This is a genomic window from Kribbella sp. NPDC055071, from assembly GCF_053608045.1.
Window position 1 is genome coordinate 254,128 of the sequence record NZ_JBSGUS010000009.1, and the last position, 16,803, is coordinate 270,930.

Annotated in this window: 18 protein-coding genes; 10 read left to right on the plus strand and 8 right to left on the minus strand. The window is 66.0% G+C overall.

All coding sequences use genetic code 11. The features are described from left to right. Window positions 1–67: 67 nt before the first annotated feature. Window positions 68–667, minus strand: a complete 600-nt coding sequence (locus ACWF4Z_RS17610) for a TetR/AcrR family transcriptional regulator (RefSeq protein ID WP_452244106.1) — start codon at window positions 665–667, stop codon at window positions 68–70. A 110-nt stretch (window positions 668–777) separates the two neighbouring features. Here ACWF4Z_RS17610 and ACWF4Z_RS17615 point away from each other — a divergent pair, with 110 nt between their 5' ends. From ACWF4Z_RS17615 to ACWF4Z_RS17625, 3 genes are read left to right on the plus strand one after another with little or no spacing between them, the layout of a single operon-like run. Beyond that, window positions 778–2,205, plus strand: a complete 1,428-nt coding sequence (locus ACWF4Z_RS17615) for an FAD-dependent monooxygenase (RefSeq protein ID WP_452244107.1) — start codon at window positions 778–780, stop codon at window positions 2,203–2,205. Window positions 2,206–2,217: 12 nt separating this feature from the next. After that, window positions 2,218–3,465: an amidohydrolase family protein gene (locus tag ACWF4Z_RS17620; protein WP_452244108.1), complete on the plus strand. Its 1,248-nt coding sequence runs from the start codon at window positions 2,218–2,220 to the stop codon at window positions 3,463–3,465. A 2-nt stretch (window positions 3,466–3,467) separates the two neighbouring features. Continuing rightward, a complete protein-coding gene (locus ACWF4Z_RS17625; protein WP_452244109.1) occupies window positions 3,468–4,226 on the plus strand; it encodes an antibiotic biosynthesis monooxygenase in 759 nt (252 codons plus the stop codon). An 18-nt stretch (window positions 4,227–4,244) separates the two neighbouring features. On the opposite strand, the gene ACWF4Z_RS17630 is transcribed toward ACWF4Z_RS17625, so the two are convergent. Next, the gene (locus ACWF4Z_RS17630) at window positions 4,245–4,805 is read right to left on the minus strand and encodes a TetR/AcrR family transcriptional regulator (RefSeq protein ID WP_452244110.1); all 561 of its coding nucleotides are present in this window, start codon (window positions 4,803–4,805) and stop codon (window positions 4,245–4,247) included. 69 nt (window positions 4,806–4,874) lie between these two features. On the opposite strand from ACWF4Z_RS17630, the gene ACWF4Z_RS17635 reads away from it, so the two are divergent. Then, complete coding sequence (locus ACWF4Z_RS17635; protein ID WP_452244111.1) at window positions 4,875–5,207, plus strand: EthD domain-containing protein; 333 nt, start codon at window positions 4,875–4,877, stop codon at window positions 5,205–5,207. A gap of 14 nt (window positions 5,208–5,221) precedes the next feature. On the opposite strand, the gene ACWF4Z_RS17640 is transcribed toward ACWF4Z_RS17635, so the two are convergent. Next, on the minus strand, window positions 5,222–5,584 hold the full coding sequence (locus ACWF4Z_RS17640; RefSeq protein WP_452244112.1) for a nuclear transport factor 2 family protein: 363 nt from the start codon (window positions 5,582–5,584) through the stop codon (window positions 5,222–5,224). A gap of 116 nt (window positions 5,585–5,700) precedes the next feature. On the opposite strand from ACWF4Z_RS17640, the gene ACWF4Z_RS17645 reads away from it, so the two are divergent. Further along, a complete protein-coding gene (locus ACWF4Z_RS17645; RefSeq protein WP_452244113.1) occupies window positions 5,701–6,510 on the plus strand; it encodes a helix-turn-helix domain-containing protein in 810 nt (269 codons plus the stop codon). 5 nt (window positions 6,511–6,515) lie between these two features. On the opposite strand, the gene ACWF4Z_RS17650 is transcribed toward ACWF4Z_RS17645, so the two are convergent. Both ACWF4Z_RS17650 and ACWF4Z_RS17655 read right to left on the minus strand, forming a co-directional pair. Then, window positions 6,516–7,319: an SDR family NAD(P)-dependent oxidoreductase gene (locus ACWF4Z_RS17650; RefSeq protein ID WP_452244114.1), complete on the minus strand. Its 804-nt coding sequence runs from the start codon at window positions 7,317–7,319 to the stop codon at window positions 6,516–6,518. Then, window positions 7,316–7,783 (minus strand): nuclear transport factor 2 family protein, encoded by a 468-nt coding sequence (locus tag ACWF4Z_RS17655; protein WP_452244115.1) that lies wholly within the window; start codon window positions 7,781–7,783, stop codon window positions 7,316–7,318. The genes ACWF4Z_RS17650 and ACWF4Z_RS17655 overlap by 4 nt, the downstream gene beginning before the upstream one ends. Before the next feature lie 113 nt (window positions 7,784–7,896). Here ACWF4Z_RS17655 and ACWF4Z_RS17660 point away from each other — a divergent pair, with 113 nt between their 5' ends. After that, a complete protein-coding gene (locus ACWF4Z_RS17660) occupies window positions 7,897–9,306 on the plus strand; it encodes an aldehyde dehydrogenase family protein (protein WP_452244116.1) in 1,410 nt (469 codons plus the stop codon). Here ACWF4Z_RS17660 and ACWF4Z_RS17665 read toward each other — a convergent pair whose 3' ends face one another. Next, window positions 9,307–10,134: an SDR family NAD(P)-dependent oxidoreductase gene (locus ACWF4Z_RS17665; protein ID WP_452244117.1), complete on the minus strand. Its 828-nt coding sequence runs from the start codon at window positions 10,132–10,134 to the stop codon at window positions 9,307–9,309. It lies immediately after the preceding gene. 391 nt (window positions 10,135–10,525) lie between these two features. Then, window positions 10,526–11,266, minus strand: a complete 741-nt coding sequence (locus ACWF4Z_RS17670) for an NYN domain-containing protein (RefSeq protein ID WP_452244153.1) — start codon at window positions 11,264–11,266, stop codon at window positions 10,526–10,528. Between the two features lie 209 nt (window positions 11,267–11,475). On the opposite strand from ACWF4Z_RS17670, the gene ACWF4Z_RS17675 reads away from it, so the two are divergent. The 4 genes from ACWF4Z_RS17675 to ACWF4Z_RS17690 all read left to right on the plus strand — a co-directional run bounded on the left by ACWF4Z_RS17675 (window position 11,476) and on the right by ACWF4Z_RS17690 (window position 15,411). Beyond that, complete coding sequence (locus ACWF4Z_RS17675) at window positions 11,476–12,399, plus strand: hypothetical protein (RefSeq protein ID WP_452244118.1); 924 nt, start codon at window positions 11,476–11,478, stop codon at window positions 12,397–12,399. A gap of 124 nt (window positions 12,400–12,523) precedes the next feature. Further along, window positions 12,524–13,195, plus strand: a complete 672-nt coding sequence (locus ACWF4Z_RS17680) for an HNH endonuclease (RefSeq protein ID WP_452244119.1) — start codon at window positions 12,524–12,526, stop codon at window positions 13,193–13,195. Window positions 13,196–13,648: 453 nt separating this feature from the next. After that, entirely contained in the window at window positions 13,649–14,563 is a 915-nt protein-coding gene (locus tag ACWF4Z_RS17685; RefSeq protein WP_452244120.1) for a phytanoyl-CoA dioxygenase family protein, read from the plus strand. A 308-nt stretch (window positions 14,564–14,871) separates the two neighbouring features. Next, on the plus strand, window positions 14,872–15,411 hold the full coding sequence (locus ACWF4Z_RS17690; RefSeq protein ID WP_452244154.1) for a tyrosine-type recombinase/integrase: 540 nt from the start codon (window positions 14,872–14,874) through the stop codon (window positions 15,409–15,411). 359 nt (window positions 15,412–15,770) lie between these two features. Here the strand turns inward: ACWF4Z_RS17690 and ACWF4Z_RS17695 are convergent, their stop codons facing one another. Further along, a complete protein-coding gene (locus tag ACWF4Z_RS17695; protein WP_452244121.1) occupies window positions 15,771–16,766 on the minus strand; it encodes a PIN domain-containing protein in 996 nt (331 codons plus the stop codon). Window positions 16,767–16,803: the final 37 nt, after the last annotated feature.

Genomic DNA, 16,803 nt, shown 5'->3' on the forward strand with positions numbered 1-16,803 from the left:
AGATACCTGCAGAACCCTCCCCGTTTTGCCTGGTCAGAGGCGGTCTGAGGAAGTCCCTCGGGGCCTGCTAACGGACGCTCGGCAGGCTGGCCAGGCCGTCGACGAGTTGGGTCGCGGAGGCGCCGTCGACCAGGTGCTGGGTGACGATCAGGCCTGGCAGCATGGTCAGCAGTACGGCGCCGACCGCGTCGGGGTCGGCGCCCGGCGCGAGCCGGCCGTCGTCGCGCCAGCGTTGCGCGAGCTGGGTGAGCTGGGCCCGGACGCCGGCGTAGAAGTCGTGCGTCCGCGTCCGCACCTCCGGACGGCGGAGCGCCTCGGCCCAGGCGTACACGGCGATCTTGGACAGGTCGTAGTCCTCATCTTTGTTGTGCTTGGCAACATAATCCACGAGAGCTTCGACGACCTCGGCCAGGGACGGCGCAGGCTCCTGGGCGAGCAGACCGGCCAACAGGTCCCGGATCCGCTTGAGCGACTCCTCCGCGGTTGCATCCACCAACTCGCTCTTGCTGCGGAAGTAGCGGTACACGGCGCTGGAGGACATGCCGGTGGCGGCGATGATGTCGTCCATCGACGTGGCGTGGAAACCGTCACGGGTGAAGCACTGCCAGGCACTGACGAGGACGTGCCGGCGGCGCTGTTCCCACAGTTCCGTGCTGAGACGCGGCATGCGATCGATCCTAACCCAAAACGAAACGGTCGTTGGCGTTAAGTCACTGGACGTGCTACGTTCGAGATCGTAAACGAGAACGTACGTTTCGGTTTGAGTCAGGAGGAATCATGACCTCGTCAGCAGCGGTTCCGACCCGGACGGATGTCCTCGTCGTCGGTGCCGGTCCGGCCGGTCTGGCGCTGGCCGCGAGCCTGCGGCAGTTGGGCGTCGACCACGTGCTGATCGACCGCACCACGTCCATTCAGCCTGGTAGCAAGGCGGCCGCCGTCCAGCCGCGGACCCTGGAGTTCCTGGACCGGATCGGAGTCGCCGACGCGCTGGTTAAGGTGGGCGTTCGCAGTCCTGGTTTCTCCTTGCACGACTGCGAGAAGACCCTGCTCCGGGCGTCGTTCACCGAGCTGGACACGCCGTTCCCGTTCGTGCTGCTGGTGTCGCAGCAGACGACGGAAGGATGTCTGCTCGACCGGCTTCTGGAGCTCGGCGGCACGGTCCACCGCGACCACCGGTTCATCGACTTCACCGACGACTTCCCCGGTGTCAGCGCAACAGTCGCCGGTCCGGACGGCGTACTGCGCTCAATCTCGGCGCGTTATCTCGTGGGCTGCGACGGCATCCGCAGCGGAGTCCGGGCGGCTGCGGGTATCGGATTCCCCGGTACGGCGCGCGAGCAGCGGTTCACGATTGCCGACATCAGGCTCTCCACCGTGGCCGAGGAACTGATCGCGCAGGACACGACGTTCTTCCTGTCCGGCGCCGGCATGCTGCTGTTCTCGCCCTTGGCCGATGGGCAGTACCGCGTGGTCAGCCCGGCGCCGCCAGGGATGAGCGAGCCGACGCTGCACGACGTGCAGAAGTTGCTGACCGAACGCGGACCACTGTCCGGGCAGGCCACAGTGACCGAGGTGATCCGGGCATCGACGTACCGAGTCCAGGAACGAGTGGCCGAGTCCTTCCGCAAGGGACCGGTCTTCTTGGCCGGAGATGCCGCGCACACCCACAGCCCGGCGGGCGCACAGGGCATGAACACCGGCATCCAGGACGCGGGCAATCTGGCCTGGAAACTGGCCGCCGTCCTGAAAGGTGCCGCTGGCAACGACTTGCTGGACAGCTATCACGCGGAACGGCATCCGGTCGCCACCGAGATGGTCGCCTTTACCGCGACGTTCGCCAAGCTCGCCTCCGTTCGCGATCCGCTCGGCGCGCGGCTGCGCAACGACGTACTGGCTGCCGCCGCGGGGACGCTCGGCGTCACCGAATGGGTCGCCGCCAAGCTGTCCGAACTCGACGTCAGCTATGCCCACGGTCCGACCGGTTCGCTGCGGATCGGCGACCGCGTCCCACCCACCGCCGTCCCCGGCAACGATCTGACCTGGACGCTCGCGACGCCTGACCCTCGGGAGATCCACGGGCTTCCCGAGCACATCACCGTCCAGCGCCTCCCCGGTCTCGACACTTCACTGCTCGTGCGACCCGACGGCTATCTGGCCGCCAGCGGCGCACCGGCCGACCTCCTCAAACACCTTCCGATCGCTTAGGAGATGCCGCCCATGACCACCGCACCCACCATCATCCGGGAGGTCGCCGTCTTCGACGGTGTCCACCTGCAACAGCGCGCCGACGTCCTCATCGACGGTCCCACCATCGCCGCCGTCGGCCCCTACCTCGCCGTACCAGCCGGAGCCACCGTCGTCGAGGGCCTCGGCTACACACTGCTGCCTGGCCTGATCGACGCTCACACGCACACCATGAGCACCGCTCAACTCCATCAGGCGCTCGTGTTCGGGGTCACCACGGAGCTGGACATGGGCGGCGTACCCGAGCACTCGCGCGCACTCCGCGCCGCTGCCCAGCAGCGTTCCGACCTGGCTGACTTCCGGATCGCCACCACCGGCGCCACCGCACCCGGCGGACACCCGAGCCAGTTGGTCGAGCTGGGGATGATGCCGCCATTCCCGACCGTCGCCGGTCCGGAGGACGCCGAGCGCTTCGTCGCCGATCGGATCGCCGACGGCGCCGACCATCTCAAGATCTTCATCGAGGACGGTACGGCGGCCGGCCACCCGATGCCATTACTCGCGCCGGAGACGATCAAGGCGCTGGTAGCCGCCGCCCACGACCGCGGTCTGAAAGCCGTCGCACACACCATGACTCGCGCCGCGACCTGGACGGCGGTCAACGCCGGAGTCGACGGCCTGGCCCACGCTCCCGCGGACGGCCCCTCCGACCAGACGCTGATCGATGCGGTCGCCGACGCCGGGCTGTTCGTCGTACCGACGCTGGCAACGCTCGCCGGGATGAGCCGGCACCCGATCGAGTTCCGGCTCGCCGCCGATCCGCGGCTGCGCCCGTACGCCGATCCGCAGCGGCTGAACGATCTGCTGAACCTGCCGGCGGATCCGGCCCAGCGCCTGGGCCCGAAGGCGATGGACGTCCGGCACGCGGCCGACTTCGCGATCCGGGTGTTCCGGGCCGGCGTACCGCTGGTCGCGGGGACCGACGGCACCGGCGGTGCCGGGCATCCGACCACGCACGGCATCAGCCTGCACGGCGAACTGACCCTGATGGTGGAGGCCGGACTCTCGCCCGCCGAGGCGCTGACCACCGCCACCTCCGCGGCCGCCGACGCGTTCGGGCTGAGCGACCGCGGCCGCATCGTACCGGGACTGCGCGCCGACCTGCTCCTGGCGATCGGCGCCCCGAACGCCGAGATCACCGGCGTCTACGGCATCGCCAAGATCTGGAAACAGGGCGTACCCGTCGACCGCACCGCCACCTTCTCCGACAGCGAGGACTGACCATGACCACGATTCCCCCGTACGCCGGGATCCACCACCTGCAGACCCCGGTCAGCGACCTGGACCGCAGCATCGACTGGTACGGCAAGGTCCTCGGCGCCCGCCGCCGCGACCATGTCGACCACAAACCCAGTGACGCACCGCTGTTCGCCGTCGGACTCGAGGTCCCCGGTCTCGGCGCCGGCCTCGAGCTCCGTCTCAACCCGACCGCCGCGGCCGGGATGGCCGGCTGTGGGCCCCTGGCCCTGGCCGTCGAAGACCCCGCCGGCCTCGACGCCTGGATCGAGCATCTCGACGCGATCGGGGTCGAGCACTCGCCGGTCCTGGTCGGCATCATCGGCTGGGTGGTGGTTGTGCCCGACCCGGACGGGCTCAAGCTCCGCATCTACACCAACGCCAACCACAACCTCGATCCCAGCCGGATCCAGTACCACTCCCCCTGGCTCGAGAACGGCCCGTCCGGCCGCAGCGGCACGACCGCGGCCATCGGCCGGATCCACGCCGTACCGGGTTCGGCCGACGAACTGGAGTCGTTGCTCATCTCGCTGGCCGGCGTTGCCCGCAAGGAGCCTGGGAACCTGGCCTACCGCGTCCATCGGGCCACCGACGATCCAGGAGAATTCGTCATCTACGAGGAGTGGTCCGATCCGGCCGCGCTCGACAATCGCGAGGAGGCGCCCGGGTTCGCCGCCTTCTTGGACAAGGCCGGCCCACTCATCGCCGGCCAGCCTCAGGTCACTTCACTGGTCCGCGAGGACTAGGCCTTACTCGGCCTGGAGCTATCGAACCGTCTTCAAGGCGTTGATCAAGCGCACGTTCGCCTGCGCCGGGGTCATTCCCCAGCTCCACTCGGTCTTGTGCAACCGCAGGGAAACGAGTCCATGCCAGACGGTCCACAACAGGAGAGCCGCTGAGAAGGGGTCGCCGGCGTCGACGGCCCTGGAGAGTTCGACGATGCGGTTCTGCAGCCGCTGACCGTGCTTGGCGCGGGTCTCGGGGATCGGATCGGCGCTCTCGAAGAGCAACTGGTAGGCACCAGGGTGGCTCAAACCCCAGACCACATAGGCCTGACCGGCCACCTCCAGGGCATCCGAGTCCGCCGGGCGTTCGTCGAGTGCGCGCTCAATCGACTCGACCATGTCGGCGTACTCGGCATCCAGAACGGCCGAGCGCAGGTCCGCCTCCGACGGGAAATGCCAATACACGGCCGACGGCGCGACCTCGCAAGCCCGAGCGATCGAACGCAGCGACGGTACGGCGACCGCCTGCGGCTCGGCGAGCAAGTCGATCGCCTTCTGGAGCAGGACGGCGCGCAGATCACGGGACTCCTGTTTGGGCACGGGCCCTATTGAACACCTGTCCATGATACTTTGCTGTCCTGAACAGGTGTTCAGTAGAGGGAGATGATCGTGCACACCTTGCTGACCGTGATCCGGAAGAAGTCCGAGATCGGGACCGCCGAGTTCCGGCGTTTCATGAAGGACGACTACGGACCGACGTACCAGGCGCTCCCCCAGACCAGGGCCTACATCCAGTACTTCTTGTCCGACCTCGCGATCGACGGCGCCGAGGATCCGATCGACGCGATCGTGCAGATCAGCTTCGACTCGATCGAGCAGATGCAGGAGGCCCTGCAGTCCGAGGCCTACCAGAAGGCTCACGAACTGCGGGCGGCGTACATGCGTGAGACCTCGGTGGGGATCCACTCCGCGGTGGTCGAGGAAACCAATCAACTCGTCTAGCAGTCCCGGCGTGATCAGCTCGCTATCTGGTTGTTCCACATGCGGAACATGCTGCACCTGCCGCGGCTGTTGAGGGTCACTGTCCAGAGATTGGCGAAGGTGCCGAGCTCGGTGTAGGTCCCGGTGCCTTCGATGGCCGCGGTGTCGCCGTTGATCGCGAGGATCGACCACTCGAACCTCCAGCCGCCCTGCTGCCAGTCCTCGCGCGACCGCCAGCCTTCGACGATCGCGGGCCTGCCGATCCAGTCGGTTGCGTAGGGCAACTCGTGGTACTCGGCATTCGCCGTGAACAGCGCCGCGATGTCCTTCGCCGCGCCGCTCCGCCATGCCTCGACATAGCTCTCGACCCATTTCGTCACTTGCAGTTCTGAGATCACACTCCCAGCATGCCGATCCCGCGACCCGACAGACAGGACGGGTCTTCCGGGGTGCAGTACTCCTAGGAACGACCAGATCACTGCCGACGGCGCGGATCCCGGCGTACGCTCCTGATGTGAGCGACCTGGGTGAGTTTCTGCGGTTGCGGCGCGCTGAACTGAACCCTGCGGACGTCGGGCTCCCAGCCTCTGGCGCTCGCCGGGTCAAGGGGCTGCGCCGTGAAGAGGTTGCGGTGCTGGCCGGCGTCAGCGCCGACTACTACACCCGGCTGGAGCAGGGCAGGGAGCGACGTCCGTCCGGCCAGGTGATGAGTGCTATCGCCCGGGCACTGCGCCTCACCGCGGATGCTCGTCTGCACGCCTATCGGCTGGCCGGCATCGTTCCGGAGTCCGAGGAGGCTCAGTCCGACGAGGTGGACCCGGCCCTGCTGGATCTGGTCGCGGGCTTCTCGACAGCCGTTGCCTATGTCATCAATCGCCGGATGCAGGTGCTCGCGTCGAACGACCTCGCCAACGCGCTGCTGTCGCGCTTCGCGGACCCGCGCAACATGCTCCATACCTTGTTCCACGACCCGGTGGCCCGTGAACTCTTCGCCGATTGGGAGGCCGTCGCGAGAGACTCGGTCGAGGCCTTGCGGCTGGCGGCCGACGAGGATCCGGCGGTCCGGCCGCTGGTCGACGAACTGATTGCCAGCAGCAAGGAATTCGCCGCGCTCTGGCGCGAGCACGGTGTCAGCAGCCTGGGTGCCAAGTCGAAGACCTTCAACCACCCGGACGTCGGCAAGCTGACCCTCACCTATCAGACCTTCACCGTTCAGAGCGCGCCAGGCCAATACCTTCTGGTCGGGACGGCCGCACCAGGCTCCCCCGACGAGGACTCACTGGCGCTGCTCGGTTCCTTGTACGCCGACGCTACCGCGCGCTGACCCGATCAGACCGAGTGACTGTACGGGCCGTCGATCGCTGTCCAGCCGCCGTCGACGACGAGCACGCTCGCGGTGACATAACTCGCCGCGTCCGAGGCGAGGTACACGATGGCACCGGCGAGCTCCTCGGGCCGGGCCCAGCGACCGAGCGTGGTGTGCGACGCATAGGCGGCGTACCGCTCGGCATCGGAGCGGAGCGGAAGTGTCATCCCGGTCTCCGTCACACCCGGCGCGACGGCGTTGACCCGAACGCCGTACGGGCTGAGTTCCGCCGCAGCCGCGCGCAGCAGTTGGTTGAGTCCGGCCTTGGACGCCGCGTAGAGACCCTGTCCCGGCTCAGTGACCAGTGAACGGATGGACGACGTACCTATGATCGAGCCGCGTCCTCGCGCCGTCATCGGCTTGCCGAAGGCCCGCACGATATCGAAGGCGGCCCGGAGGTTGACGGCGAAGATCTGGTCGAACTCGGCGTCGGTGTAGTCCAGAAGCGGCCGGCGGACGTTGGTTGCCGGGGTGAAGACGACGATGTCGAGATCAGTCAGCTCCTCGGCGGCCGCTCGAACGGCAGCACGGTCCAGCAGGTCCAGCTCGCGTGCCTCGCCGTCGATGGCGGCCGCAGTGTCTTTCGCCGCCGCGCCGTCACGGTCGGCGCAGACCACGTGCGCTCCTTGGGCGGCGAGGCCGTGGGCAGCTGCTCGGCCGATTCCGCCACCCGCGCCGATGACCAGGGCTTTCCTGCCAGTGAGGTCGAACATCCGCGCATAGTCGGTCCACGGCGGGCGGGCGTAGCCGGTGGTCAGATCGCTCATGACTCGCTCTCCTGCGGCGCGAACATCGCGTGTGCCATCTGGTCCGAGCCTCCGATCGTCTCGCTGACGACGAGCGGATTCGAGTAGTCGCGCCAGTAGACGACCTTGCGATCCTTGATCGCGACGATCGACAGGTACTTCTGGTGGTACGGACGGCCGGTGACCACACCCTTGCCGTGACTCTCGTACTCGAGGATCAGCACACCGGGATCGGTCGTCCGGTAGATCTTCTCGTTGCTCATCCGGTCGAGCCGGATGATGTCGCCGTACCCGCGCCACGCGTCGATCATCGTCTGCCGTCCGTGGATCGAGGGCGGCGTACCGGGTGGGGCGTAGATGAACTCCATCACGACGTCCTCGGCGAACAGATCGAAGTACCGATCGCCGTCGACGAGCCCTGCCAGGGATTCCTCGACCAGTCGCAGGAACGGGGCCAACGCCTCGAATTCCGAATAATCCACCATGCACTCATCATTCGGCCCGCGGCCGGACCGAGGAAGGGTGCTTCTGCCTAGGAGCGCCACACCCAGGGACATCCACCCTTCTTCAGCCGTGGCAGCGATTCCAGAGTCGAACCATGACCTCTCCTTTCACGATGACCATCGGCGGCAACGCTGTCGACGGTGACGCCTTCTTCCCCGTCGTCAACCCGGCGAACGGTGCAGTCGTCGGCGACGCACCCAACTGCACGCCGCAGCAACTCGACGCCGCCGTCGCCGCGGCCCGCGACGCCTTCCCGGCTTGGTCTGCCCGCCCCATCGCGGAGCGGCAGAAGGTACTGATCGCGATGGCGGAAGCCATCGACGCAAACACCGAGACGCTCGCCCAACTGATTACCGCCGAACAGGGCAAGCCCATCGACGTGGCCCGGACCGAGGTCTCCGGACTCAGCTACTGGCTGCGCGAGACCGCCGCTCTCGAGCTACCCGAGACGATCAACCAGGACGATGCCGAACGACTCTCCATCACCCGTCGGCTCCCGCTGGGCGTGGTCGCCGCGATCACGCCCTGGAACTACCCACTGGGCCAGGCCTCCTTCAAGGTCGGCCCGGCGATGCTGGCCGGCAACACCGTCGTCCTGAAGCCATCGCTCGCCGCGCCACTGGCGAATCTCGAGCTGGGCGCGATTCTGCGGGACGTCGTCCCAGCCGGCGTACTGAACGTCATCACCGGGGACGACGGCCTGGGGGCACAGGTCACCGCACACCCCGGCTTCGACAAGATCAGCTTCACCGGCTCGACCCGCACCGGCAAACTGGTGATGGCAGCCGCGGCAGAGTCGCTCAGTCGCATCACCCTCGAACTCGGCGGCAACGACCCTGCGATCGTGCTACCGGACGTCGACGTCAAGGCGACCGCGGAGAAGCTCTTCTGGGCAGCCTTCAGCAACTCCGGCCAGATCTGCCTCGCGGCCAAGCGCATCTACATCCACGCAGACATCTACGCCGAACTGGCCACCGAACTCACCGCTTACGCGAAGGGTGTCAGGGTCGGCGACCCGACCGAGGAGGGCGTCCAACTCGGGCCCGTCTCCAACCAGCGGCAGTACGACACCGTCGTAGAACTACTCAAGGACTGTCAGCAGAACGGGTACAGCTTCCTGACCGGCGGCCTGCCCGACGACTCCCCCGGGTTCTTCATCCAGCCCACCCTCGTGGACAACCCGCCCGAGGACGCACGCATCGTCCAGGAGGAGCAGTTCGGCCCGGTCCTGCCATTACTCAAGTACGACGACGTCGACGACGCGATCGCCCGCGCCAACGCGAGCCAGTACGGCCTCGGCGGGTCCGTGTGGTCAGCCGATCCGGACGCCGCTTTCGAGGTCGCCCAGCGGATCCAATCCGGCACCGTCTGGGTCAACGAGATCATGCACCTCAGCCCGCAGGTACCGTTCGGCGGGCTCAAGCAGTCCGGCATCGGAACCGAGAGCGGCCTGGCCGGCCTGCTCGAGTTCACCGAGCCCCAGACTCTGACCATCAAGCGATGATCATCCGAACATCGGAACCGCGTGGAAGGCGTCGGGCAGGTCCGTGACGCGCAGGATCCGAACCGGCGTCTGCCTCGCAGCCAGCTCGGCGACCTCGTCCAGGTTGTCGTTGAGATCCAGGTAGGCGCCGGACAGTACGTCGTACCGGCCGCTCGCGAGATCGGCGATCACCCGCGCGGCGTCCTCCGGGCGATCCGGGAAACGATCCCGGGTCACGACTCCGCGCTCGATCATTTCTTCCACCGAAGGGTTGGGGATGCCGCCGGGGTGCAGGCTGAACGCCGATACCCCGGTCCCCCGGGTCTCGACGGCGATGGACTCGCTCAACCGGATGGCCGCGGTCTTCGACACGACATAGCTCGAGCTGCCGGGGACAACCGCCGTACCGGCTCGGCTTGCCACAGTGATGATTCGGCCGCGGCCGGCCTGAAGCATCGCCGGCAGCACCGCATGCGCGAACAGGAACGGCCCGTAGACGTTGGCCAACAGGGTGTCCCGCCAAGCCGCCGGATCGCTGTCAGCCACGGTGGCCATCCCCTCGGTCGCACCGGCGTTGTTCACCAACGTCGTGACCGGTCCGAATGCCTCGTTCGCCCTGCTGACGGCCTCCTCGACCTGGGCGGGATCCGTCACGTCCCCGACAACCGCTTCAACGCGGACCCCGCTGCGACGCAAACTGTCGGCCACCTCCTCCAGGACCTCCTTACGCCGCCCGGTCACCAGCACGGCCGCACCACGCGCCCCGAGCTCGGCCGCGATCGCGCGGCCGATCACACCGGTCGCACCGGTCACCAACGCGACCTCGGACCCCAACTCCGCACTCGCCATCATTCGCTCCTTCTGCTCTCGGCCCCCCACGTCGAGCGTACTCCAAAGCGAAACGACCGTTCTCATTTACTGCACGGCTGTTCCAGATGGCACCGGCGGCAACAGCAAGGCCGGCACCGAAGGACCGTGACTGGGGTACGTGCGCCGGATTGGCTTCACCACGCGAAGAAGGCCCTCCAACTCAGGCGTTTCGCCTGGTCAAAGGGCCTTTCGTGGAGCCGCCTGTCGGAATCGAACCGACGACCTTCTCATTACGAGTGCCGCGACGGGCGTCCAGCGGAGTCCAGAGCAGCCTGGCTGGTGCCCGCAGAGCCGCGCCGATTGCCAGCATCTTCTACAGGCGTCCACACGGTTGTTAGCAGAGCCGTTAGCAATCGATCGCCTCGATGCTCTACCGTCCTGGACTGCGACCAGCGAGATAGTCCGTGCTGTCTCGAACGGCCTCGAAGTCTTCCGCGTTGAGGAAGTGACAGTACGGCGTGTTGCGGCCCCTGGCACGCTCCTCAGGAAACCAGAGAGTCTTCTGGCCGCTCCAACATGCGATTTCAAGCCGGGTCTCGGTGTCGTAGTAGGCCATCTCAAGCGCGGGCAGCAGGTCCGTGTCACAACTGAAGACCACGGCTACATCGAAGTCTTGATTTACCGCTGCTCTCACTAAGCTGATGGCCAACGCCACGTCTACGCCCTTCTCGCGGGCAGACTGCTCTGGCCACCCCCGGTAGTTGAGATCACGACGTATGACCGTCACGATCTCATCCTGCTCCCAGGCGTAGGCCTGAGCGTCGTTTGCCGCTGTAGGAGTCGGCTGATGCTCAGGGTTTGGCCGGCCTCGGAAAACCCTGACAGCCGCCAGCTCAGACGGACGTTTGATTGACCGCTTCTCAACGATCTTCTGTCCCAGCCGCAACGGATGCACGAGAGCTTCGTGGATCTGCGTCCCGTGGTCGCAGAACTGCCGATGCGCACCGTTATGAACGTTCTGATAGTCAACGAAAACAGCGACTCGCTCTACCAACGTGGCCCCCCACGAAAGAAAAATCCCCGCCAATCCCAAAGGGACGACGGGGAGGAATGACCCCCAGAGTAGGCAGAGTCGCACAGCGCTCGCAAGTCCTCGTCTTGTTGTGACCATCACAAACCTGCAACACCTGGTGCGACTGCAGCCGCGCTCAGCGTAACGACAGCCGAGCTCTCCTCCTAGCTTCCCCGCATCTCAAACAGCTGCAAAGCCCACGCTGTCAGGCTCCAACCAAGCGTCCGCTCTCGGCCTGCGGCGGCGTCCACATTGCCCACGCTGGCCAGTTGCCTGCACTCGCGATGCTTCCGTCGTACTCTCGTCGCGTGTCCGTGATGGAGTTCGTCGCTGCGTTGGTTCAGGCCATGGCATGGCCAGTCGTCGTACTTGTCGTTGCCCTGTTGTTTCGGTCCAAGATCATTGAGCTTTTGACTCCGGCGATCCGCAAACTCAAGGCTGGACCGTTCGAGGTCGAGTGGGATCGCACGATCTCCAAAGCCGAGGTAGAGCTGGAGCAACCTGGCCTTCCCCCTATAGCCGCGAGAGTTCTCCCCCGCGACTCACTAGTGGACGAACTCGGGGAGTTGGCCCGCGCCATGCCCACTGCGGCCGTGATGGAGGCAGCAGCGAGAGTTGAGGCTGAGCTGCGAAACACTGTCTCTGGTGAGCTAGCCGCCCGAGGCATTCCAATGCCATCGCCCACCAGTCTCGCCAGTCTGGCGCGCCTGGGTCGACAGCACGACGTAGTGACCGAAGAAACCCTGCGAGCAATCGAAGGTCTGGCCGTACTACGAAACATGGCGTCCCACGGCCTAGCAGCAGACACGACTGCCGAGCGGGCGATCGAGTTCCTCACTCTGGCTGATGCGGTCATGTACACGGTCCGGGCGCAGGGCGGAGGCAGAGGTGGTCGTGGTGGCGCGGCATCGGTCGGTAGGAACGGCGTTGCGATTGGCGGCCCTGGCGGCGGCGCAGGCCCAGGGGGCACCGGTGGGGATGGCGGTGGTGGACAGGTTGAGGGCGATGGCCTCGCGGTTGGCGGTGAGGGCGGCGAGGCTGGGCAACTCGATAGAGGAGGGCGTGGCGGCAGAAGCGGCATGGAAATCGCTGCCGCTGCCGGCATAATTCCACCCCCTCCGGACTGGATGCTGCAGTACGGCCGCGGCGGAGCCGGTGCCGGAGAGAGGCCGGCTTCATCACCCGACGACCCCGATGCAAATCCGCCAAACACCCCTACCTCCGCCCCCTGAGAGCGCCGGCAACTAAGGTCGGTGCGGCGCTGGGCTTGCGATCCCGCAGGACCGTCGGCACTCTTGATGCGCGTTGTGCTGGCTGCTCGTGAGCGACGAGGGAGTGGAGGCGTAGCGTTGGAGCATGTCCGTTCTCGGTCGGCCACCGACTCCTGGGTACCTGCGCAAGGCAGCGTTCGCCGTGTTCGGGGAGCAATGCCTGAGGTGCGGCGCAGATCGCCCGGTAAAGGTCGCACACATCCACGATTGGCCGAGGTGCAGGGAGCGGGCAGGGGCCCCGATCGACGATCGCGTGCCGCCGACAGACTGGCATATGGGGGAGGCAGTTCGGCTTTTCCATGACCTGGGAAACGTTCTTCCCCTTTGTTCGAGCTGCCACGACCTCTACGACGGTGTTGTGTATGACGACGTAGATGAGGCCGAGATCAGAGGATATCGAGATCGCGCCGTCTTGAAGAGTGATGTACTTGCGAGGGCAATCGACTTCGTGGGTATCGAGCTGGCCGGCAGGCCGAACCGCGGTACAGATCGAGTCACCGGACAGCGAACGCCAGCGGTCGACCCCAACGCTGTGATGTGTGTGTTGTCCTGGCTTGCTCGCGGATACGAGCAAGGAATCCTGAACGACGATCCACGAATGATCGTCCGTACCCGAGACGGTTGGCACTTCCACGTCAGTTTGGACACGACTACATCCCGCCTATGCGCCGGGGACCTCAGCAAATGCCGTGATCGTGGCTGGATTTGGCAGCGCCGCGCCAAGGGATCGACCGCCACACCTGCCCCGTCCCCCTGATAGCTGCCACCCCGGTCAGCGCGGCACGGGTCAAGAGTCGGCTTGCCGATCCCGCAGGGACGCCGCAGGCGCTCTTGATGCGTGTCGTGGTGGCCGTACGATCGAGCGACCAGGGGGACGAGGCCAACCGCCGGCCTTCGCCGAGTTCGTCACTCGGCTGCCCCTGTCAGGCGGCTGAATTCTTAGGGATCGGCGATCCGCAGATGTCGCGTGCGGCGGAGGGCGTCGGCCGGAGGTCGTAAGCCCGGGCCGCGCTGCGCGCCGCTTGCGGCGCGCCTTGATCCATAAGAGGTCAACCCGGCAGACAGGCATGAGCCGAGATTGTCCTCGGTCGACTGATGTGCGGCTCTTTCCGCCGGTCGACCTGGGAGGGCGCTCCAGCGCGGACAGCATGGCAGGATCTGCACGAAAACCGTTTGCGCACTGGAACAGAACGCCGACAGAGTGACGGTCATGGTGCCTGAGGACGTCGTGGACGAGTGGCGAACGCGTGGGTTTGTGATCCTCCCGGGGTTCTTGTCGACCGACGATCTGTCGCCGGCCCGGGGCGAGCTGGCAACGATGTTTCCGACGCCTGAGGGGTTCCACGACGGCACCGACGATCGGCGGTCAAGGTACGTCGAGGACGAGTTCGACGGGATCGATGTTTTTCCGTTCGCCAGCAGCGAGTTCAGCATGCTTGCCGTGCATCCGAAGATCGTGGCCCTTGCCGAGGTGCTGCTCGGACAGACCGATCTGCGGCTGTCATCGGCTGAGGCTTGGGCGAAGTACACAGGTGCTGCGTCGTATGACCAGGAGCTGCACCGCGACTATCTGAACCAGACGGTCCTGGTGCCATCCACCGATGACCGATACCAGCACCTCGAACTGTTCGTGTTTCTGGTCGACGTCCCGGAAGAGCTCGGGCCGCCGCACCTGGTGCCTTACGACAGCACCGCTGACCTGCCGATGAATCCGAACTTCTATCCGCGTACCGGCGGCAGCGGCAACTTCGTCTCCCCTGATGACAACACCCGCCTGTACGACGCCGAGGAGTCCGGCTCCGCTCCAGCAGGATCGGTAGTCGCGTTCAACACCCGCACCTTTCACCGCGGGACCGGGCTGCGGAAGGCCCTGGGCGCTCGGTACTCAATGCAGGTCATCTATCGGCCGGCGGAGGCGGATTGGGGTCAGCGCGTTGCCTGGGCGGCCCGCAGCCATGATCCGGCCTGGTACGAGTTCGTCCGCCGCGCGACGCCGCGACAGCTCGAACTGTTCGGCTTCCCCGCACCCGGCCATCCGTTCTGGACCGACGAGACGCTCGCCGGCATCGCCCAGAGGTATCCGATGCTCGATATCGCGCCTTGGCAGGCCGGAGGCCCGCACTAACCCCTCGCTACAGGCTCTCGGGCGACTGAGTCGGTCACTACAGCAGGCTGATGTGCAAGTTCAGAGGGGTCGTGCCGACCGGCGGCCTGTTGGCGGACGGAAGCCCAGTTCGGCGTCGTTGCTTGCTCCGAGGATGAGGCAGAGGGCCGCTCGGTACTCCTGGCAGGGCCACCACACCGCGCCGCGTTCTAGCTTGGCGATGTAGTGGCCGGTGATCGGGTAGCGCCTGGAGTTGACTGCGTACAGCAGCTCGGCCACCCGTTGGGCGAGTTCGCCGCGGCTCGGTTGGCGTCGTGGAGGGCGAACGGGTGGAGGGGACCACGAAGGGCGGACGGGAACGGGTCGTGAGCATCGACCGCGACACGGTGAGGGAACTCAAGGCGCACCGTCGCCGCCAGATGGCGGACCAAGCCAAGGTTGGGGACGCCTGGCCTGACACCGGGCACGTGTTCACGACAGGGCTTGGAGATCCGGTCTACCCGGATACGGTCACCCAGCTCATGGGCAAGGTCATTCGGGCCTACAACACACCCGACCCCGAGCACCCGGAGAAGGCGCCGGCCTCTCCACTTCCTCACGCGAGGCTTCACGACCTCCGACACGTACACGCGACGCTACTTCTGATCGCCGGGGTGCCGGTGCATGTGGTAGCTGAGCGACTGGGCCACGCCGACCCAGCGATCACTCTCCGGATCCATGCGCACGTGATGCGGACCCACGCGGCCGGTGTCGCCGGCGTCTTCGCCGCGGCGGCTGCCCAGTCGGGGCCTGCTAACGCCGAGGAGGACGGTGACGAGGAGACAGACGAGGACGAGGGTCCGGAGGCGTCCGCGCTGGTGCCCAGTTAGCAAGAGTGTTAGCAAACCCGCTCCATGAGCCGCACCACGAGGCGGTCGGAACATGCAGAACCCCAGGTCATGTACGTCGTGACCTGGGGTTTCTCCGTCTAGCGGAGTGGAGCCGCCTGTCGGAATCGAACCGACGACCTTCTCATTACGAGGAGGAACGTCACCGCCTCATCCAGCCTCTACCAGCGCTTTTGTTTGCGTACGGCTTGCACCACGCCCCGCTGATCACCAGCGATTAACACCATTTCGCACCACGACCGGCACCACGAGGCCGAGGCCTGCGCGGGCGCAGCATGGTCAGCGGGCAAGCCCGCCGGGTCGTCGCGTCCGTGGGCGCGCCACGACTGGTCGCCCGCCTGCTACGTGTCCAGAAAGTCCCATTCGCTGCCCAAGACCCACCGCAGAGCAGACAGCTTGCCGTGAAGCATGCCCAGTTCGAAATCGCTGTACGGGCCGAGCTGTCCGGGCTCGTGATAAGTCACCTCGACCCGTCTCCGCCCTGGGCCTGCGATCGCGAGAAGACGGTCGATCCCTTCTCCGTCGCCGGCATCCTCGAGCCGATACTCGTGTTGCAGCGACCGGTGGTACCAGACCCGGTCGTAGAACTCTTGCTCCGCAGCTGTGATCTCGGCGAGTTTCCGAGGTTCCTCCTCAAAATATGTCTCCTCGTAGAGCTCCTCTATCTCACTGCCGAAATGGTCCAGGAGTACGGCATCCAGCCCATCAACACCCAGACCGTAGTTCGAGCCATCCACCGCGAACAGGCTAGCGATGTCCGGGTGAGGTTCTCGCTTGTCCCCGTTCGGTAGTGAGAAGTCCTCACTGTTAGAAGTTACGAAAGCGTGTGGTTCTTGGCCGAGATCGACTTCACTGGCCGCGGTCGAGTACAGCTCGATGAGGAGAGCATCGGCCACGCTGCTGCGGGAGCGATGGAACGGCGCTCTCTTGTCCAGACCGCGCTCCACGACTCGGCTGCGGTCTGCCTCCGTCGGGACGAGGACGCGGGCGTTTCGAAGCAGTTCGAGAACGTCCTTGAAATTGCGTGTCGTCATTGCACCGATGAGCGGGACTTGATGAGTGAGACCCTCGATGACGGAAAGCGCTTGTTCGTAATCAGTGCCTCCGTAGTCACCGAGATCCTGCTTCATGAGCTTGAAGCGTTGTGCGACAGTCGCCGTCATCGACGTCTCGACCCGCTCACGGTTGCGCTCGAACTCGTCAACGACCACCTCAGGAACCAGCAGCTCAAGCTCCCCTTGATGAACCAGCAAGCGGAGCGCCACAATCCAACGCTGGCCGTCGCGCCGCTTAGACAAATCCAGCCACGTGGAGGTGTCGATGAGCAGATGTAGCACGCCGCCGAGGCTAGCGGCGCATGCGCGGGTCCGCTAG